This is a genomic window from Paraburkholderia sp. JHI869, assembly GCF_038900775.1.
Taxonomy (GTDB): Bacteria; Pseudomonadota; Gammaproteobacteria; order Burkholderiales; family Burkholderiaceae; genus Paraburkholderia.
This window is the reverse complement of sequence record NZ_JAYMSC010000006.1, coordinates 1-19,695: the sequence shown is the minus strand read 5'-3', so window position 1 is coordinate 19,695 and position 19,695 is coordinate 1. Positions and strand designations below refer to the sequence as shown.

General features: G+C 66.0%; 15 protein-coding genes. 7 read left to right on the top strand and 8 right to left on the bottom strand.

Annotation, left to right across the window (positions count from 1 at the left end):
• The first annotated feature begins 20 nt into the window (after positions 1–20).
• From alr to VSR72_RS12875, 3 genes are all read left to right on the top strand, one after another.
• Positions 21–1,091, top strand: coding sequence for an alanine racemase (alr, locus tag VSR72_RS12885; RefSeq protein ID WP_342952748.1), 1,071 nt, complete (start codon positions 21–23; stop codon positions 1,089–1,091).
• Positions 1,092–1,107: 16 nt separating this feature from the next.
• On the top strand, positions 1,108–2,484 hold the full coding sequence (gene radA / locus VSR72_RS12880; protein ID WP_342952970.1) for a DNA repair protein RadA: 1,377 nt from the start codon (positions 1,108–1,110) through the stop codon (positions 2,482–2,484).
• Between the two features lie 141 nt (positions 2,485–2,625).
• Positions 2,626–2,889 carry a DUF2866 domain-containing protein gene (locus VSR72_RS12875; RefSeq protein ID WP_201697171.1) on the top strand — a complete coding sequence of 88 codons (264 nt, stop codon included), beginning with the start codon at positions 2,626–2,628 and terminating at the stop codon, positions 2,887–2,889.
• Positions 2,890–2,960: 71 nt separating this feature from the next.
• On the opposite strand, the gene VSR72_RS12870 is transcribed toward VSR72_RS12875, so the two are convergent.
• Both VSR72_RS12870 and VSR72_RS12865 read right to left on the bottom strand, forming a co-directional pair.
• Positions 2,961–4,208: a CaiB/BaiF CoA-transferase family protein gene (locus tag VSR72_RS12870; RefSeq protein ID WP_342952747.1), complete on the bottom strand. Its 1,248-nt coding sequence runs from the start codon at positions 4,206–4,208 to the stop codon at positions 2,961–2,963.
• A gap of 66 nt (positions 4,209–4,274) precedes the next feature.
• Entirely contained in the window at positions 4,275–6,224 is a 1,950-nt protein-coding gene (locus VSR72_RS12865) for an ATP-binding cassette domain-containing protein (RefSeq protein ID WP_342952746.1), read from the bottom strand.
• A gap of 148 nt (positions 6,225–6,372) precedes the next feature.
• Here VSR72_RS12865 and VSR72_RS12860 point away from each other — a divergent pair, with 148 nt between their 5' ends.
• Positions 6,373–6,855 (top strand): glutathione peroxidase, encoded by a 483-nt coding sequence (locus tag VSR72_RS12860; RefSeq protein WP_342952745.1) that lies wholly within the window; start codon positions 6,373–6,375, stop codon positions 6,853–6,855.
• Positions 6,856–6,879: 24 nt separating this feature from the next.
• On the opposite strand, the gene cls is transcribed toward VSR72_RS12860, so the two are convergent.
• From cls to dapC, 6 genes are all read right to left on the bottom strand, one after another.
• The gene (gene cls / locus VSR72_RS12855; RefSeq protein ID WP_342952744.1) at positions 6,880–8,322 is read right to left on the bottom strand and encodes a cardiolipin synthase; all 1,443 of its coding nucleotides are present in this window, start codon (positions 8,320–8,322) and stop codon (positions 6,880–6,882) included.
• 177 nt (positions 8,323–8,499) lie between these two features.
• Positions 8,500–9,396 carry a 50S ribosomal protein L3 N(5)-glutamine methyltransferase gene (prmB, locus tag VSR72_RS12850; RefSeq protein WP_342952743.1) on the bottom strand — a complete coding sequence of 299 codons (897 nt, stop codon included), beginning with the start codon at positions 9,394–9,396 and terminating at the stop codon, positions 8,500–8,502.
• Between the two features lie 33 nt (positions 9,397–9,429).
• Positions 9,430–10,569 carry a succinyl-diaminopimelate desuccinylase gene (dapE, locus tag VSR72_RS12845; protein WP_342952742.1) on the bottom strand — a complete coding sequence of 380 codons (1,140 nt, stop codon included), beginning with the start codon at positions 10,567–10,569 and terminating at the stop codon, positions 9,430–9,432.
• Between the two features lie 125 nt (positions 10,570–10,694).
• Positions 10,695–11,060, bottom strand: coding sequence for an ArsC family reductase (locus VSR72_RS12840; protein ID WP_028204073.1), 366 nt, complete (start codon positions 11,058–11,060; stop codon positions 10,695–10,697).
• Complete coding sequence (gene dapD / locus VSR72_RS12835) at positions 11,060–11,887, bottom strand: 2,3,4,5-tetrahydropyridine-2,6-dicarboxylate N-succinyltransferase (RefSeq protein WP_342952741.1); 828 nt, start codon at positions 11,885–11,887, stop codon at positions 11,060–11,062. The genes VSR72_RS12840 and dapD overlap by 1 nt, the downstream gene beginning before the upstream one ends.
• Before the next feature lie 81 nt (positions 11,888–11,968).
• Entirely contained in the window at positions 11,969–13,207 is a 1,239-nt protein-coding gene (gene dapC, locus VSR72_RS12830) for a succinyldiaminopimelate transaminase (RefSeq protein ID WP_342952969.1), read from the bottom strand.
• Positions 13,208–13,497: 290 nt separating this feature from the next.
• On the opposite strand from dapC, the gene VSR72_RS12825 reads away from it, so the two are divergent.
• The 3 genes from VSR72_RS12825 to VSR72_RS12815 all read left to right on the top strand — a co-directional run.
• Entirely contained in the window at positions 13,498–14,601 is a 1,104-nt protein-coding gene (locus VSR72_RS12825; protein ID WP_342952740.1) for a DMT family transporter, read from the top strand.
• Between the two features lie 169 nt (positions 14,602–14,770).
• Positions 14,771–18,289, top strand: a complete 3,519-nt coding sequence (smc, locus tag VSR72_RS12820; RefSeq protein ID WP_342952968.1) for a chromosome segregation protein SMC — start codon at positions 14,771–14,773, stop codon at positions 18,287–18,289.
• A gap of 144 nt (positions 18,290–18,433) precedes the next feature.
• On the top strand, positions 18,434–19,695 hold a 1,262-nt coding region (locus VSR72_RS12815), incomplete at its 3' end, for a cell division protein ZipA C-terminal FtsZ-binding domain-containing protein (protein ID WP_342952739.1).

Genomic DNA, 19,695 nt, shown 5'->3' with positions numbered 1-19,695 from the left:
TCTTTGCGAAAAAATATCCCATGCCGCGCCCCCTCTCAGCAACGATCCACACCGCCGCTCTCGCCAACAACCTCGCCGTCGTCCGCAAGTACGCGCCAAAGTCGAAAATCTGGGCCGTGGTGAAGGCCAACGCCTATGGGCACGGGCTTGCGCGCGCGTTTCCCGGCTTGCGCGCAACCGACGGTTTCGGCCTGCTCGACCTCGAGGAGGCCGTGAAGCTGCGCGAACTCGGCTGGGCAGGGCCGATCCTGCTGCTCGAAGGCTTTTTCCGGCCCACCGACATCGATGTGATCGACCGCTACAGCCTCACGACCGTCGTGCATAGCGACGAGCAGATGCGCATGCTCGAAATGGCGCGGCTCTCGAAGCCGGTCAACGTTCAGCTCAAGATGAACAGCGGCATGAACCGGCTCGGCTACACGCCCGAGAAGTACCGCGCCGCATGGGAGCGTGCGCGCGCTTGCGCGGGCATCGGCCAGATCACGCTGATGACGCACTTCGCGGACGCCGACACGCCGCGTGGCGTCAGCGAGCAGATGGCGACGTTCGAGCGCGGCGCGCAAGGCATTGCGGGCGCGCGCAGTCTCGCCAATTCGGCGGCCACGCTCTGGCATCCTTCTACGCACTTCGACTGGGTGCGCCCAGGCATCATCCTTTATGGCGCATCGCCTTCGGGCTTCTCCTCGGCGCTCGAAGGCGTGGGCTTGCAGCCGGCCATGACGCTCGCTTCTGAACTCATCGCCACGCAGCATGTCGCCGAAGGGCAGACCGTTGGCTACGGCTCGATCTTCACGGCGCGCAAGCCCATGCGCATCGGCGTGGTGGCGTGCGGTTATGCCGACGGCTATCCGCGCGTCGCGCCCGAAGGTACGCCAATCATCGTCGACGGCGTGCTCACGCATGTGGTGGGCCGCGTCTCCATGGACATGCTCACCGTCGACCTCACGCCCGTCCATAGCGCGGGTGTGGGCGCGCGCGTGGAACTGTGGGGCAACAACTTGCCCATCGACGACGTCGCGAAAGCCTGTGGCACGATCGGCTACGAGCTGATGTGCGCTGTTGCGCCGCGTGTTCCCGTGCGGGCCGAATAACGCCATGGCAAAGAGCATGGCGAAGGTCAAGACACTGTATACGTGCACCGAATGCGGCGGGCAGGCGCCCAAGTGGCAAGGCCAGTGCCCCGCATGCGGCGCGTGGAACACGCTCGTGGAAGGCGTTGCCGAAACGGCGAGCAGCCACCGCTTCCAGTCGCTCGCGAAGAGCGCCCCAGTGCGGCGTCTCGCCGATATCGAGGCGTCCGACGTGCCGCGCTTCACGACCGGCGTGGGCGAGTTCGACCGCGTGCTGGGCGGCGGTCTCGTGGCGGGCGGTGTGGTGCTGATCGGCGGCGATCCGGGCATCGGCAAATCGACGTTGCTGCTGCAGTCGCTTGCGCAGATCGCGGCTGAGCGTCGGGCGCTATATGTAAGCGGTGAAGAATCGGCCGCGCAGATCGCGTTGCGCGCGCAACGACTGGCGCTGCTCGATCCGGGCTCCATGGCGAGCGAGCTGCAACTGCTCGCCGAGATCCAGCTCGAAAAGATCCAGGCGACGATCGAGGTCGAGAAGCCCGACGTCGCGGTCATCGACTCGATCCAGACGATCTACTCCGAAGCGCTGACTTCCGCGCCCGGCTCCGTCGCGCAGGTGCGCGAGTGCGCGGCGCAGCTCACGCGCATCGCCAAGCAGTCGGGCACGGCGATCATCATGGTCGGGCACGTGACGAAGGAGGGTAATCTCGCGGGCCCGCGCGTGCTGGAGCACATCGTCGACACCGTGCTGTATTTCGAAGGCGACACGCATTCGTCGTTCCGGCTCGTGCGCGCGTTCAAGAACCGCTTCGGCGCGGTCAACGAACTGGGCGTGTTCGCGATGACCGAGAAGGGCCTGCGCGGCGTCGCGAATCCCTCGGCGCTCTTTCTCTCGCAGCACGAGCAGAGCGTGCCGGGCTCCTGCGTGCTCGTGACCCAGGAAGGCTCGCGGCCGCTGCTCGTCGAGGTGCAGGCGCTCGTCGACACGGCGCACGTGCCGAATCCGCGGCGCCTCGCCGTCGGTCTCGAACAAAACCGGCTTGCGATGCTGCTGGCGGTGCTGCATCGCCATGCCGGTATTGCGTGTTTCGATCAGGACGTGTTCCTCAACGCCGTGGGCGGCGTGAAGATCACGGAACCGGCCGCGGATCTGGCCGTGCTGCTCGCCATTCACTCTTCGATGCGTAACAAGGCGTTGCCCAAGGGTCTGATCGTTTTTGGCGAAGTCGGCCTTGCCGGCGAGATCCGACCCTCGCCACGTGGCCAGGACCGTCTGAAGGAAGCGGCGAAGCTCGGTTTTTCATGCGCGCTGATTCCCCGCGCCAATGCGCCGAAACAGCCGATCGAAGGTTTACAGGTGATTGCCGTGGAGCGTCTCGAGGAAGCAATCGACCGGGTTCGCGAGCTGGATTGAGCACGGCGCGCGAGTGCGGATGGCTTGTACTGGCACGTAACGATTGGTAACAACCCTGGTTCCGGCTGTAACCATTTCAGACTGCGATTTCCCTATCCTTGGCGCGATGTTCAACCCGTGTCGAGCGGAAAGGATAGCGACTTGAAACAGACTGATACGTCCTTCGACGGTCGTTCGATCGTCGTGCGCGGCTGCCGGGTTTCCGAGCCGCTCATGCAACCCTGGGGAAGCACGTGCCGCATCGTCGAATGGATCGACGGTGACGGACGCATTTCGCGCCGCGTCGTAGCGGAAGACGTGACAGCGGCGGAGGTGCGCAGCACCATCGCGCACCACGTGGAAGGCCGCAAGTATGTGATGTACGACGACGAGCGGCTGCCGCGGCAAACGCTGCCGCGACGCTAAACGAAAAATGGGCGCCTCGTGGCGCCCATTTTTCATCGTGCTTACGGGTGATGCGGCGCGGGCCGTGGCGATTAGCCCCAGGGACCGTAGGTGAAAGGTTTCTTGCCGCCAGGCGCGCCCGACGTGTCCGCCCCCTGGCCGGGTTGGGCGGGCTGACTGGGTGGGACCGTCTGCCCTGTTTGGCCGGAATGCGCGCCATGCGTTGAACCGCCGGGCTGAAACTGCGCCGCCTGCAAACCCGGCACGGATTGTTGAGTTTGCCTCGCTGCCATTTCGTCCATCATGGCTTGCAGCACTTCGGCATTGAAGAGGGGGTGGCGCGAAGCCTCGCCCGGCGTGAGGACTGGCGAAACACAGGTGTCGATCGCCTCCAGACGGTCGATCCAGGTCTGCAGCGACTCCGACTCGATAACGGCCGCCAGTTCGCGTGTGAGCGCGGCGGCATCGGCACCGCCGATCGCCTGACCAAGGCTCCAGTGGCGCTCGGCCCAGTCGTCGCGGCCGATGGCCTGGCACAGCGTCTGCCAGAACTTCAGTTCGAGCGCGCCGACCGCAAGCCACCGCCCGTCTTGCGTGCGATAGAGGTTGTAGCAGGGCACGCCGCCGTTGAGCAGGCCGCCGCCTGGCTGTAGCGCCGCGGCGTCGTCGTTGGCTAGCGCGACCTGGGCGACCACGTTATGCGCGTAGCTCGCGTGCGCCATCGAAACATCGACGAAACGGCCCTCGCCACCACGTGCCACATGCCAGAGCGCCGCGAGAATCTGGGTGACCGCGCTGAGTGCGCCGCCGAGCAGGTCGGCGATCTGAAAATTGGGCAGCACCGGCGTGCCGTCGCGGGCGGCCAGTTGGTCCAGCACGCCCGAATAGGCGACATAGTTGATGTCGTGACCCGGATGGCCGGCAAACGGGCCGGTCGTGCCGTAGCCGGTGATTGCGCAGTAGACGAGTTTCGGATTGACCTTGCGCAATGCCTCGTAGCCTACGCCGAGGCGGTCCATCACCCCGGGCCGGAAACTTTCGACCAGCACGTCGGCGTCACGTGCCAGCGCGAACAATACCGAGCGGCCGCTCTCGGTCTTCAAGTCGACTCGCGTTTCGCGCTTGCCTCGATTGACGAGGCGATAGAACGCACCGGGCCGCGCGGCCACTTCGTCCACCGCGCTCTGCATCATCACGCGCGCCGCGTCGCCCGCGCCGGGCGGCTCGATTTTCAGGACGTCGGCGCCCATTTCCGCGAGCCGCAAAGTGGCCACGGGCCCGGGCAGAAGGCGGGTCAGATCCAGTACGCGAAGGCCCTGCAATGCGGCGGGTGACGACACTCGTGGCTCCATGGCGAAAATACCTGGCGAAAGCGCCTAATGGCTCGATAGTGACTAAACGGTGCGCTAGCCGATCTGCTCGAGTTCCTCGTGCGCATCGAGCCATTCGGCTTCGAGCGTTTCGAGGCGCGAGGCGACTTCGGCCTGGCGGCGAATCGCTTCGGTCAGGCGGCTCTTCTGCTCCGGCTCGTAGCTTGCCGGGTCGACGACGAAAGCGTCGAGCGTGCTCTTTTCACCGTTGAGCGCATCCATTTCCTTTTCGATCTTGCCGATTTTCGCCTGTAACGGCTTTTTCAGGTGCGCAACCTTCTGGCGCTGCTCCGCTTCCTGGCGGCGCTGTTCCTTGCGATTGACGCCATCTCCAGCGTTGATGCCATCCGCCGCATTCGCCGTGCCGGAAGCGGCCTCCTTGAGCGCCGCCCGGTGTTCGGCCGCATGCTGGAGCAGCCAGTCGCGGTAGTCGTCCAGGTCGCCATCGAACGGCTGCAGACGGTGTTTCGCCACCAGCATGAACTGATCGGTCGTGGCGCGCAGCAAATGCCGGTCGTGCGAGACGAGGATCAGCGTGCCTTCGAACTGGGCGAGCGCCATGGTGAGCGCGTGGCGCGTTTCGAGGTCGAGGTGATTGGTCGGCTCGTCGAGCAGCAGCAGGTTGGGCTTCTGCCAGATGATGAGCGCGAGCGCGAGACGCGCCTTCTCGCCGCCCGAAAACGGCGCGATGGCCGCCGTGGCCATCTCGCCGGGGAAGTTGAAGCCGCCGAGGAAGTCGCGCAGTTCCTGCTCGCGCGTGTCGGGCGCGAGCCGGGCGAGATGCTGGAGCGGCGAGTCGTCGGGGCGCAGCGTTTCGAGTTGATGCTGCGCGAAATAGCCGATCTGCAGACCCTTGCCCGTGTGCGACTCGCCGGAGAGCGCCGCGAGCGTGCCCGCGAGCGTCTTGATGAGCGTGGACTTGCCCTGGCCGTTCGCGCCGAGCAGGCCGATACGCTGGCCGTTCTGGATCGAGAGCGTGACGCGCTCGACGATGGGCGTTTCGCTGCCGTCGTCGGCCCGATAGCCGCAGCGCACGTCCTCCATGACGAGCATGGGATTGGGCGCGGAGTCGGGTGTGCGGAACTCGAACGTGAACGGCGAACTGGCGTGCGCGGGCGCGATCAGCTCCATCTTTTCCAGCGCCTTCACGCGGCTTTGCGCCTGGCGCGCCTTGGTGGCCTTGGCCTTGAAACGGTCGATGAAGCTTTGCAGGTGCGCGACGGTGCGCTGCTGCTTCTCATACGCGCTTTGCTGGAGCGCCATTTGTTGCGCGCGCAGGATCTCGAACTGCGAGTAATTGCCGCCGTAGCGCTTGACCTGCTGGTTCTCCAGATGCAGCGTGACATTGCAGATCGAGTCGAGGAATTCGCGGTCGTGCGAGATCACGACGAGCGTGCCGGGATAGCGGTGCAGCCAGTCTTCGAGCCAGACGATCGCGTCCAGATCCAGGTGGTTCGTGGGTTCGTCGAGCAGCAACAGGTCGGAGCGGCACATGAGCGCCTGCGCGAGGTTCAGGCGCATGCGCCAGCCGCCCGAAAAGCTCGCCACGGGCTGGCGTGTTTGCTCCAGCGTGAAGCCGAGGCCGAGCAGCAGCGCCTCGGCGCGTGCGGGTGCCGTGTAGCCGTCGGCGTCGGCAAAGGCGCCGTGCGCTTCGGCTTCGGCCGCGCCGTCGTGCGCCGCCGAGGCAGCGGCGATGCGGGCCTCGATTTCGCGCAGCGCGGCGTCGCCGTCCAGCGCGTAGTCGAGCGCGGTGCGGTCGACCGCCGGGGTTTCCTGTGCCACGTGGGCGATGCGCCAGGACGGCGGCAGCGAGAAGTCGCCGGCGTCCGCGTGCAGTTCGCCGCGCAGCACGGCGAACAGGGTCGATTTGCCCGCGCCGTTCGCGCCGATGAGACCGACCTTTTCGCCGGGGTTCAGCGTGAACGAGGTCTGTTCGAAAAGCGGCTTGGTGCCGCGGGCAAGACTGAATTGGTTGAAGCGGATCACGACGGCGCCGGCGGGAAGAAAACGAAAGAAAGCGGTATTTTAGACTGTGCCGGCCGTTCGCCGGCATTGGCCGAACGGCTAGCCGTTTGGTCGAGTGCTAATTGCACCTTTTCTCACGTAGACTGGCGCTTTTCCACGGGAGAGCCAGATGACATCGATCTATTCGTTTTCGGCGCAACCGCTTGGCGGCGGCGAGCCGGTGAGCCTCGAGCGCTATACGGGCAAGGTGCTCCTGATCGTCAATACCGCGAGCGAATGCGGATTCACGCCGCAGTACGCCGGCCTGCAAAAGCTCTATGACCAGTACGCCGCGCGCGGGCTCGCGGTGCTCGGCTTTCCGTGCAACCAGTTCGGCAAGCAGGAACCCGGCGACGCCGCACAGATCGGCAGCTTCTGCGAGAAGAACTTTGGCGTCACGTTTCCGATGTTCGAGAAGATCGACGTGAACGGCGCGAACGCGCACCCGCTGTATCGTTGGCTCACGGGCGAGGCGCCGGGGCTCCTCGGGCTCGAAGGCATCAAGTGGAATTTCACGAAGTTTCTGGTCGACCGCAACGGCAGCGTAATCAAGCGCTACGCGCCCGTGACGAAGCCTGAGGCCATTGCGGCGGACATCGAAAAGCAGCTGTGAGCGCCGCTGGGTGGCAGAGGCGCGCTAGAGAATCGGCGCAAAGAGCCGCGCGAGGTGCATGGTGATCTTGCGCCACGCGGGCGCGTCGCGGTACTCACTGCGGTCGATCTCGAACGTCTGCGCGAAGTCGCGCAGCAGCATCGCTTCGACCTCGGCTGCGAAGCCGCGATGCACGGTCAGCACCATGATCTCGAAGTTCAGGCGAAACGACCGGTTGTCGAGATTCGCGCTGCCGATGGCCGCGGCCACGTCGTCGATCAGCACGACCTTCTGGTGCAAAAAGCCCGGCTTGTAGCGGAAGATGCGGATGCCCGCGCGCACCGCGTCGAAGGCGTACAGCATGGACGCCTCGAACACCACGTAATGGTCGCGCCGGCTCGGGATCATGATGCGCACGTCCACGCCGCGCAGCGCCGCGAGGCGCAGTGCCGAGAACACGGCTTCGTCGGGCACGAGGTAGGGCGTGGTGATCCACAGGCGCTTTTTCGCGGCGTTGATCGCCTCGACGAAGAAGAGTGAGCAGGTCTCCTGGCGGTCGGCCGGGCCCGTGGGCAAGACGAGGCAGTACATGTCGTCGCCGTCCTGCGGCACGACCGTGGGCGGCTCGCAGCCGGGAAGCTGCTGGGTGGCCCAGTACCAGTCTTCGGTGAAGGCGAACTGTACATTGGCAACCGCCGGTCCGCGCAATTCGATATGCGTGTCGCGCCAGGGCGAGAGCCGCGCATTCGCACCGAGGTATTCGATACCCACGTTATGGCCGCCCACGAACGCGTGCTGGCCGTCCACCACGACGATCTTGCGGTGGTTGCGGAAGTTGAGCTGGAAGCGGTTGACGAAGTGGCGCTTCGTGGAGAACGGGTGGACTTCCACGCCGCCGTCCTGCAACTCGTGCACGTAGCTCGCGGGCAGGTCGAACGAGCCGATGCTGTCGTACAGGAAGTACACGCGCACGCCACGTTTCCTGCAGTCGAGCAGCACGTCCTTGAGCATGTCGCCGAGCGCGTCGGCGCGCACGATGAAGAACTGCACGATCACGTAGTGCCGGGCTTGCTCGATTGCATCGAAGATGGCGGAGAAGGTCGCTTCGCCATTCACGAGCGTGCGCACGGCGTTGCCGGGCACGAGCGGCATGCCGCCCAGCCGAGCGAATGTGCGGATCACGCGTACGCCCAGTTCGTCGGACGGCCATTCGCCCGCGGAGACGAGTTTGTCCCACTCGGGCGCGTGGGCGCGAGAGCGCAAGGTTTCGTTGCGCAGGCGCCTCGCGTCGGCATAGCCCGCGAACTTGCTGCGGCCGAGAAAGAGATACGGGACGAGCGTGAGGTAGGGCATCGTCGCGAGCGAGACGGCCCAGGCGATCGCGCCTTGCGAAGTGCGCGTATTGAGAATGGCGTGGCACGCTGCGATCAGTCCAAGCAGGTGGATGATCGCTAGCAGCGTGCCGAGGTGTGACCAGTCGAATCGCATAAATGCGTGGGACGCTCCTTCAGCCGGACGCAGGGCCGGCGCGCGCCGGGAAGCGCACGGCCGGAGGGCTCAATCTTACCGAACCCGCTGCGACGACGGCTATCGTCCCTGTCCTGCATGCGGCGACCTGCGTCAAAAAACGGCGCACGGGCACCGCGGCTCGCTCGCGCAGGACAATCAGACCGGCAGGTCGCAGGCCTGAATCAGGAAGACCTGGTCGTCGCCGGCGCTCGTCGAGAGCCAGACGAGGTCGAGGCCGCCGAACGCCGCTTCCACGTTCTCGCGCTCGTTGCCGATCTCGATCACCAGCACGCCGTCGTCGGTGAGCCAGTTGCGCGCGTCCTTGACGATGCGGCGCACGATGTCCATGCCGTCCGCGCCGCCCGCGAGCGCCATTTCGGGCTCGTGCTTGTACTCGGGCGGCAGCGCCACCATCGAATCGGCGTTCACGTACGGCGGGTTCGTGATGATCACGTCGTAGCGGCGCTCGGGCAGCGGCGCATACAGGTCGCCTTCGAAAAGGGCGATGCGCTCGTCGAGATCGTGTTCGTGCACGTTGCGCTTCGCGACTTCGAGCGCGGGCGCGGAAAGGTCGACGGCGTCGATATCGGCGTTCGGGAATGCGTGCGCCGCGAGAATCGCGAGGCTTGCCGAACCGGTGCACAGTTCCAGCACCGCAGTCACCTGCTCGGGGTCTTCCACGTAGGGTTGCAGGCCGTCTGCGAGCAGCTCGCCGATGAACGAGCGCGGCACGATGACGCGCTCATCCACGTAGAAGCGCAGGCCGTGCATCCACGCTTCCTGCGTGATGTAGGCGGCGGGCACGCGGTCGGTCGCGCGGCGCTCGATCACGCCGAGCACCTTGTCGATTTCCTCGGCCGTCAGGCGCGCGTCGAGAAACGGGTCGAGCAGGTCGAGCGGCAAATGCAGCGTATGCAGGATCAGGTACGCGGCCTCGTCGTAGGCGTTGCTCGAGCCGTGGCCGAATGCGAGTTGCGCGGCCGAAAAGCGCGAGACACCGTAGCGCAGCAGGTCGCGAACGGTGACGAAGGTAGCGGCTAGCGGATGGGTCATGTTCTGGACTCCAGAGCGTGTTCGGTTGGCCGGTCAGGCGATCAGCTGTTCGAGCACGCGGCGATATACATTCTTGAGCGGATCGATGAATTTCACTTCGATATGCTCATCGATCTTGTGGATGCTGGCGTTGGGCGGCCCGAACTCCACCACCTGCTCGCACATGCGCGCGATGAAGCGGCCGTCGGACGTGCCGCCCGTGGTCGAGAGTTCGGTTTTCACGCCGGTTTCGTCGTGGATCGCCTTTTCGAGTGCGTTCGAGAGCGAGCCGCGCGGCGTGAGGAAGGGCAGGCCGCTCACGCTCCAGTGCAGGTCGTATTCGAGGCCGTGCTTGTCGAGGATCGCGTGCACGCGTTTTTGCAAACCTTCCACCGTGCTCGCAGTCGAGAAGCGGAAGTTGAACATCACGTCGGCATGGCCCGGAATCACGTTGCTCGCGCCCGTGCCGCTGTGCATGTTCGACACCTGCCACGTGGTGGGCGGGAAGTATTCATTGCCGTCGTCCCACTTCTCTGCGACGAGTTCGGCGAGCGCAGGAGCCAGCAGATGCACCGGGTTCTTCGCGAGATGCGGATAGGCGATATGCCCCTGCACGCCCTTCACAACGAGCTTGCCCGACATCGAGCCGCGGCGGCCGTTCTTCACGCAGTCGCCGAGCGTATTCGTCGAAGTCGGCTCGCCCACGATGCAGTAATCCATCTTCTCGCCGCGCGCCTGCAGCGCTTCGACGACCTTCACGGTGCCGTCCGTGGCCGGGCCTTCTTCGTCGCTCGTGATGAGGAACGCGATGGCGCCGCGATGCTTCGGCTGGGCCGCCACGAACTCTTCGCTCGCCACCACGAAGGCCGCGAGCGAGGTCTTCATGTCGGCGGCGCCGCGGCCGTAGAGAACGCCGTCGCGGTGCGAGGGCTGAAACGGCGGCGAGCTCCATTGTTCGATGGGGCCGGTGGGCACGACGTCCGTGTGGCCCGCGAAGGCCAGCAACGGGCCTTGCGCACCCGCGGTGCCGCGCTTCACGGCCCACAGGTTCGTCACGCCGTTGGATTCGATCGTTTCGCACGTGAAGCCGAGCGCACTGAGGCGTTCGGTCATGATGCGCTGGCAGTGCTGGTCGTCGGGCGTGACGGACGCGCGCGCGATCAGGGCTTCGGTAAGGGCGAGGGTGGCGGACATAAAAAGACCACTTTCAATAAAAATGCCGGCGCCGCTGATGGAGCAGGGGCCGGCAACAACTTGTCATGACCATGTGCGCACGACCTGCCAAGAAGCAGATCGGGCGCACGGGTCTCATGCGGCGCTCAAGCGAACAGCTCCGCATACTGGTCGGCGGAAAAACCGAGCGTCTTCACGCGGCCGTTCACCACGACCACGGGCCGCTTGATGATCGACGGCTTGTGGATCATCAGCGCGATCGCGCCGGCGGTCGTGTCGGCTTCGGCCTTGTGCACGTCCGAAAGGCCGCGCCAGGTGGTGCCGCGCTTGTTGATGAGCTGATCGAGCGACACGTCCTTGAGCCAGTCCTGGACGAGCGCATTCGAGACGCCAGCCTTCTTGAAGTCGTGAAACTCGAACTCGACGCCGTGCTCTTCGAGCCACACGCGGGCCTTCTTCACGGTGTCGCAGTTCGGAATGCCGTAGACAACGGTCTTGGCGGACTTCGCCATCAGTCGCCTCGCAGCAGCTCGTTCAGGCCGACCTTGGCGCGCGTCTTGGCGTCGACCTTCTTGACGATCACGGCGCAGTACAGGCTGTGCGAGCCGTCCTTCGAGGGCAGGTTGCCCGCGACCACGACCGAGCCCGCCGGAATGCGGCCGTACGTGACTTCGCCGGTTTCGCGGTCGTAAATCTTGGTCGACTGGCCGAGGTACACGCCCATCGAGATGACCGAGTTTTCTTCGACGATCACGCCTTCCACGACTTCCGAGCGCGCGCCGATGAAGCAGTTGTCTTCGATGATGACCGGGTTGGCCTGCAGCGGCTCCAGCACGCCGCCGATACCCACGCCGCCCGAAAGGTGCACGTTCTTGCCGATCTGCGCGCAGGAACCGACCGTGGCCCACGTGTCGACCATCGTGCCTTCATCGACATACGCGCCGATGTTGGTGTACGAGGGCATCAGCACGACGTTCTTCGCGATGAACGAGCCGCGGCGCGCGATGGCCGGCGGCACGACGCGGAAGCCGCCCGCGGCGAAGTCTTCGGCCGTGTAGTTCGCGAACTTCGAGGGCACCTTGTCGTAGAACTGGCTGTAGCCGCCGGCGGGCATCGGTGCGTTGTCTTCCAGGCGGAACGACAGCAGCACGGCCTTCTTCACCCACTGGTTGACGACCCAGTCGCCGTCCTTCTTCTCGGCGCAGCGCAGCGCGCCACGGTCCAGTTCGGCAATGACGTGGGTGACGGCTTCACGCACGTCGTTCGGGGCCGACTTGGGCGAAAAGTCGGCGCGGTTTTCCCAGGCGGTGTCGATGATCTGCTGAAGTTGTTGCGACATGGTGGTGATTTCGTGAGATTGATGGTGGAAAGCGGTGTTGCGCGCAGCGAGGTGCAGGACCCCGGCGCGCACGCAAAGGCTTTACGGTTTGAGCGAGCGGCAGAACTCGACGATGCGCTGCGCGCCCTCGATGCACTCCTCGACGTCGGCGACGAGCGCCATGCGGACGAAGTCTTTGCCGGGATTCGTGCCGTGCGCCTCGCGCGCGAGGAACGAGCCGGGCAGAACCGTCACATTATAGTCGGCGTAGAGACGCCGGGCGAACGCGGTGTCCGTCATGCCGGTGCGCGCGACGTTGGCCCAGAGGTAGAACGCTGCGTCGGGCAGTTTCACGTCGAGCACGTCGGCGAGCATGGGTGTGACGGTCGAGAACTTCTTCACGTATTTCGCACGGTTTTCGCGCACGTGCGCGTCGTCGTTCCAGGCCGCGATACTGGCGGACTGCCACACCGGCGACAAAGCCGCGCCGTGATACGTGCGGTACAGCAGGAACTGCTTGAGGATGGCGGCGTCCCCGGCCACGAAGCCCGAGCGCATGCCCGGAGAGTTCGAACGCTTGGAAAGGCTCGACAGCATGACGAGGCGCTCGAAGCCGCGGCCCAGCTTGTGCGCGGCCTCGAGACCGCCCAGCGGCGGATTCGCTTCGTCGAAGTAGATTTCCGAGTAGCACTCGTCCGAGGCGATCACGAAGCCGTAGCGGTCGGAGAGGGCGAACAGCTCGCGCCAGTCATCGAGCGTGATCACGGCGCCCGTGGGGTTCCCCGGCGAGCACACGTACAGCAGCTGCGTGCGCGCCCAGACTTCTTCGGGAACCTGCGAATAGTCGCAGGCGAAGTTGCGGGCCGGATCGCTATTCACGAAGTACGGCTCGCCGCCGCCCAGCAGCGCGGCGCCTTCGTAGATCTGGTAGAAAGGGTTCGGGCAGAGTACGATCGCCCGCTTTGCCGGGTCTTTCACGCCCGCTGTCGGGTCGATGACGGCCTGCGCGAGCGCGAACAACGCCTCGCGCGAGCCCGAGACGGGCAGGACTTCCGTGGTCGCATCGATGGCCGGCAGCCCGTAGCGCGCCTTCACCCAGTTCGCAATCGATTCGCGCAGCGCCGGCGTGCCCGCCGTAGCCGGGTACGACGAGAGGCCGTCGAGCGAGGCCACGATGGCGTCGCGAATCAGCGCGGGCGTCGGGTGTTTCGGCTCGCCGATCCCGAAGCTGATGTGGCGCAGGCCGGCGTTCGGCGCGACGTCCTTGAAGAGGACGCGCAGCTTTTCGAAGGGATAGGACTGAAGGGTGTCGAGTAGCGGATTCACTTGGGCGTCGAACAGGCGTGGGCGAAAGACGGATGGCGCGGCGCGCGGGATTGGAGCGGCCAATGCGGGCCGGCGAGCCAGTTGCGCGGCGCTCGGCTGGGCGAAAAACACGGAAAGCGCGGCGCGGCCTCGCGGCTGCAAGCTTTCGATTATAGCGTGGTGCCGCTGTCGCTGCGGGCACCGGCCTGGCCCCGCCATGGCCATGCCGGTGCTTGCCGGACGACGAAACAAAGGAAAAGCATGGAATTTTCGAACGGCAACGTAGGCGCTGCGAACACGCGGCCGCGCCAAGGGAAGCACAAGCAATGAGCCAGAGCACGGGCTTGCGCGCCGCCTGGCCGACGCTCGCCATCATGATTGGCGCGTCCGTATGGGGTTTTGTCTGGTATCCACTGCGCATGCTGGCGGCCGCCGGTCTCACCGGCACGGCCTCCAGCGCCGCGACGAGCGCAGCCGGCTGCCTCTTCGTGCTGGTGCTGCGCTGGCGCTCGCTCGCGACGGTGCGCTGGCACTGGGTCCTGCCGATGCTCGGGCTTGCCGCGGGCGTGACCAACGTGGGCTTCGTGTGGGGCGCGATCCACGGCGAAGTGATGCGCGTGCTGCTGCTCTTTTATCTGACCCCGGCGTGGACGGCGATCTTCGCGCACTTCATCCTGCACGAGCGCCTGAACTGGGCGGGCGGCGCGCTCTCGGCGCTCTCGCTCCTCGGTGCCGTGCTGATGCTGTGGTCGCCGAAGCTCGGCGTGCCGCTGCCCGCCAACGCCGCCGAATGGGCGGGGCTGATCGGGGGCATGGGGTTCGCGATGAGCAACGTGCTGGTCGTGAAGACGAGCCGCGTGCTCCCGCACATGAAGCCGGAGATGCGCACTGCAACGATCTTCGCGGGCGCGGCGCTGTTCGGCGCGCTGACCTCCTGCTTCGAGCCGATGTCGGCTGCCCCGGCAGGCGAGCATCTCGCGCGCGTCGTGCTGCTAGTGCTGGCGCTCGGCATCGTGCTCGGCACCAACAACATGCTCGTTCAGTACGGGCTCGCCCGCGTGCCGGCGAACCGCGCCTCGATCATCATGCTGTTCGAGATCGTCGTGACGGCGCTCACGTCGTGGCTCTTCGCCGGCGAGACGCCGGGCCCGCGCGAATGGGCGGGCGGCGCGTGTATCGTGCTGGCTTCGCTGCTGTCGAGCTGGGTGCATCGCGCGCAGGACGCGCGCAAGGGCGGCGCGCACGTGAGCGCCGACGCGAGCGTCATGACCCACGCGGACGCGAGCCGCACCGATGACCCGGACGACGCTGACGGCAACGGCCCAGGCGGCGATGACAGCAACGGCGGCGGCAACGGCGATGGCAGCGCGGGCGGCGGCACGGGCCCAGGGCCTTCCCGCGCGCGGAATGGCGCGCGTGCGATGGTATGATTGCCGCTGATTCCCGCCGAGCGTTCGCGCGCATGCGCGTTCGTGCGGCGAGCCGTGGCGCCTGTCCTGTGCGCACTGCGCCGCCGTGCGATCGATTCCGGATTCGCGGCGGCAAGCGACGTACGGCACGGGCGGTCCCGTTCACCACTATTCAAACAGCGATATCGCCGTGCGTCTGACCTCGATTAAACTCGCTGGCTTCAAATCATTCGTCGATCCCACGCATTTCCAGGTTCCGGGCCAACTCGTCGGAGTGGTCGGGCCTAACGGCTGTGGGAAGTCCAACATCATCGACGCGGTGCGTTGGGTGCTGGGTGAATCCCGGGCGTCCGAGCTGCGCGGCGAATCGATGCAGGACGTCATCTTCAACGGTTCCACCGCGCGCAAGCCGGGCAGCCGCGCGAGCGTCGAGCTGGTGTTCGACAACGCGGACGGCCGCGCCGCCGGCCAGTGGGGCCAGTATGCCGAGATCGCTGTGAAGCGCGTGCTCACGCGTGACGGCACTTCGAGCTACTACATCAACAACCTGCCGGCGCGCCGGCGCGATATCCAGGACATCTTCCTCGGCACGGGCCTGGGTCCGCGCGCGTACGCGATCATCGGGCAGGGCATGATCGCGCGGATCATCGAGGCGAAGCCCGAAGAACTGCGCGTGTTCCTCGAAGAAGCTGCGGGTGTTTCGAAGTACAAGGAACGCCGCCGCGAGACCGAGAACCGTCTGCACGATACGCGCGAGAACCTTACGCGTGTCGAAGACATCGTGCGCGAGCTGTCCAACAACCTCGAAAAACTCGAAGGCCAGGCCGTCGTCGCCACGAAATTCCGCGAGCTGCAATCCGAGGGAGAGGAAAAGCAGCGCCTTCTGTGGCTCTTGCGCAAGAACGAGGCGGCGGGCGAGCAGCAACGCCAGCAGCGCGCGATCGAGCAGGCGCAGATCGACCTGGAGCGCCATACCGCGCAACTGCGCGAAGTGGAAGCACAGCTCGAAACGCTGCGCGTGGCCCATTACTCGGCAAGCGACGCCATGCAGGGCGCGCAGGGTTCGCTCTATGAAGCGAACGCCGAGGTGAGCCGCCTCGAAGCCGAGATCAAGTTCATCGTCGAGTCGCGCAACCGCGTGCAGGCACAGATCGCCGCGCTGAGCGCGCAGCGCGAGCAGTGGCAAGTCCAGGCGCAGAAGGCGCAGGACGACATCGAAGACGCCGAAGAGCAACTGGCGATCGCCGAAGAAAAGGCGGCGCTCGCAGAGGAAGATGCGGCGGCGAAGCAGGAAGCGCTGCCCGCACTCGAAAACCGCTGGCGCGACGCGCAAGCGCAACTGAACGACGAGCGCGCGGGTATCGCGCGCACCGAGCAGGCCATCAAGCTCGAAGCCGCGCACCAGCGCAACGCCGATCAGATGCTCCAGCAGCTTCAGCAACGCCATGAGCGGCTGAAGTCGGAGGAAGGCGGTCTCGACGCGCCGGACGAAACCCAGCTCGAAGAGTTGCGCATGCAGCTTGCCGAGCAAGAAGAAGTGCTGCACGAGGCGCAGGCGCGTCTTGCCGATGCGCAGGAAACGGTGCCGCGCCTCGACGCGGAGCGCCGCGCCGCACACGATCGCGTGCAGGCCGAAAACGCGCAGATTCACCAGTTCGAAGCCCGTCTCGCCGCGCTCAAGCAGTTGCAGGAAAACGTGCAGACGGAAGGCAAGATCCAGCCGTGGCTCGAGCGTCACGAACTGGGCGCGCTGCCGCGGCTGTGGAAGAAGCTGCACGTCGAAGCGGGCTGGGAAACGGCGCTCGAAGCCGTGCTGCGTGAGCGGCTCGCCGCGCTCGAAGTGTCGAACCTCGACTGGGTGAAGGCATTCGCAAGCGACGCGCCGCCCGCGAAGCTCGCATTCTATTCGCCGCCTGCCGCGGGACAGACAAGCGCCGTGCCCGCGGGCCTCACGCCGCTGCTTTCGCTGGTGCGTATCGACGACGCGGGCCTGCGTGCGGTGCTCACCGAATGGCTCGGCTCGACCTTCGTTGCCAACGATCTCGCCGAGGCGCTTGCCCAGCGCGCGCAACTGCCGGGCAGCGGCGCGTTCGTCGTTAAGGCCGGCCACATGGTGACGCGCGTGGGCGTGCAGCTGTACGCCGCCGACACCGAGCAGGCCGGCATGCTCGCGCGTCAGCAGGAGATCGAGAATCTCGAGCGGCAAGTGCGCGCTCAGGCGCTGCTCGCCGACGAGGCACGCACCGCTGTCGTGCGCGCGGAAGCGGCACACACGCAGGCCGCTCAGGTGCTCACGGACGTGCGCCAGCAGGCCGAGCGCGCAACGCAGCGCGTGCACGCGCTGCAGATGGACGTGCTGAAGCTCACGCAGGCGCATGAGCGCTACACGGCACGCAGCACGCAGATCCGCGAAGAACTGGAAGAGATTCGCACGCAGATCGAAGAGCAGCGCGCGCTGCGAGCGGAGTCGGAAGCAAACTTCGAACGCCACGACGCCGAGCTTGCCGAACTGCAAGCGCGCTTCGAGGACAACCAGCTCGCATTCGAAGCCCTCGACGAGGAGCTGGGCGCGGCGCGCAATCAGGCGCGCGACCTCGAACGCGCTGCCGCCGACGCGCGCTTCGCCGCGCGCAACATGGCGAACCGCATCGAAGAGCTGAGGCGCAACATTCAGGTCGCGCACGATCAGAGCGAACGCGTGGCCGCGTCGCTCGAAGACGCGCGCGCCGAGCTGGAAACGATCAACGAGCAGACCGCGCACACGGGCCTTCAGGACGCGCTGGAAATCCGCGCGCAGAAGGAAGAAACGCTGCGCGCGGCGCGCGCTGAACTCGACGACCTGACAGCCAGGCTGCGCGCCGCCGACGAAACGCGCCTCGCCGCGGAGCGTGCGCTGCAGCCGCTGCGCGACCGCATCACCGAGCTCCAGTTGAAGGAACAGGCGGCGCGCCTGAATGGCGAGCAGTTCGTCGAGCAGCTTCAGGCGGCGGGTGTCGACGAAGCCGCGCTGCAGGAAAAGCTCACGGCGGACATGAAGCCGTCGTATCTGCAAGGCGAAGTCACGCGCATCAACAATGCAATCGCGGCGCTCGGGCCCGTGAACATGGCGGCGCTCGACGAGCTGGCCGCGGCGAAGGAGCGCAAGACGTTCCTCGACGCGCAGTCGGCCGACCTCACGAGCGCGATCGAAACGCTCGAAGACGCGATCCGCAAGATCGACCAGGAAACGCGCACGCTGCTGCAGGGCACGTTCGACGAAGTGAACCGTCATTTCGGCGAGTTGTTCCCGCGCCTCTTCGGCGGCGGCCAGGCGAAGCTCATCATGACCGGCGACGAGATTCTCGACGCGGGCGTGCAGGTGATGGCGCAGCCGCCCGGCAAGAAGAATTCGACGATTCACCTGCTCTCGGGCGGTGAGAAAGCGCTCACGGCCACGGCCCTCGTGTTCGCGATGTTCCAGCTCAACCCGGCGCCGTTCTGTCTGCTCGACGAAGTGGACGCGCCGCTCGACGACGCGAACACCGAGCGTTTCGCGAACCTTGTTCGCGCGATGTCGGACAAAACACAGTTCCTGTTCATTTCGCACAACAAGATCGCCATGGAGATGGCGCAGCAGCTTATTGGCGTGACGATGCAGGAGCAGGGCGTTTCGCGCATCGTCGCGGTCGACATGGAAACTGCGGCGGGTTTCGCCCAGAATACGGTCTAATCGATTTATACGGTCTAACGGACGGCGCGCGTTGCGCGGCCGGCGGCGCCATCGGTCAGGCAGCCGCCGCGTGCAACGCGCTCGCCAGAGAAACGGCGCGCACAACGAGCGCGCCGTTGAATAAGAATTGCTGATGGAGCATGCATGGACGAGTTGACTCTCGGGTTGATCGGCGCGGGCGCCGTGGTAGTCGGGGGCGTGGTGGTGTACAACGCGTGGCAGGGCGCGAGGGTGCGCCGGCGCATGCCGCGCCCGATGCCCGAAGAGGCAGTCGAAGCGCCGCAGCGCGACGAGTTCCAGGAGCAAAGCCCGTTCATCGAACCGGCACATGCTCCGTCGCGCCGCGAGCCTTCGCTCGCGGGTGGCACGGAAGCCGAGCGCGTGGAGCCGGGTTTCGGAACTGCCGCGCCGCTCGATACACCGGCCGACATCCAGGCGGAAACGACGACACCTAACGGCTTTCCGGAAGCTGAATCCATTGCGGACGAGGGCGCTGACGCGGCGCCGGCCGTAAGCGCGGCCGCCGCTCCGGAATCCAGGAAGGACGACGCCGACGAAGCCGAACGAATCGAGCCGGTCATGCCGGCCGCCACGACGATCTCTTCGGCGCCGCCGGCCGTGGTTGACTGCCGCATCGACTGCATCGTGCCCATCCGGCTCGGCGCGCCGGTGGCCGGCGAGCGAGTGATTCCGTTTGCGCAGCGGTTGCGCCGTGCGGGCAGCAAGCCGGTTCATATCGAAGGCAAACCGGAAGGTGGCGACGGCTGGGAACTGCTCCAAAGCGGCGTGCGCTATGAGGAACTGCGTGCGGCTGCCCAACTCGCGAACCGCAACGGCCCGCTCAACGAACTCGAGTTCTCGGAATTCGTGACCGGCGTTCAGCAGTTTGCCGACGCGCTCGACGCCGCGCCCGAGTTTCCGGACATGATGGAAACGGTCGCGATGGCGCGCGAACTGGACGGCTTCGCGGCGCAGTGCGACGCGCAGCTTTCCATCAACGTGATGTCGGACGGCGCACCGTGGTCGGCGAACTACGTGCAGGCCGTGGCCGCGCAGGACGGCCTGCTGCTCTCGCGCGACGGCACGCGCTTCGTGAAGCTCGACGCGAAGCAGAGCCCCGTGTTCATGCTTCAGTTCGGCGACACCAACTTCCTGCGCGACGACCTCACGTACAAGGGCGGTGAGCTGATTACGCTGATTCTCGACGTGCCCGTGGCCGACGAAGACATCCTGCCGTTCCGCCTGATGTGCGACTACGCGAAGTCGCTTGCCGAGCGCATTGGCGGCCGCGTGGTCGACGACCAGCGCCGGCCGCTGCCGGAGTCGGTGCTGCAGTCGATCGACAAGCAGCTCATGACGCTCTACGCGAAGCTGGAGCAGGCCGGCATTCCGGCCGGCTCCAGCTT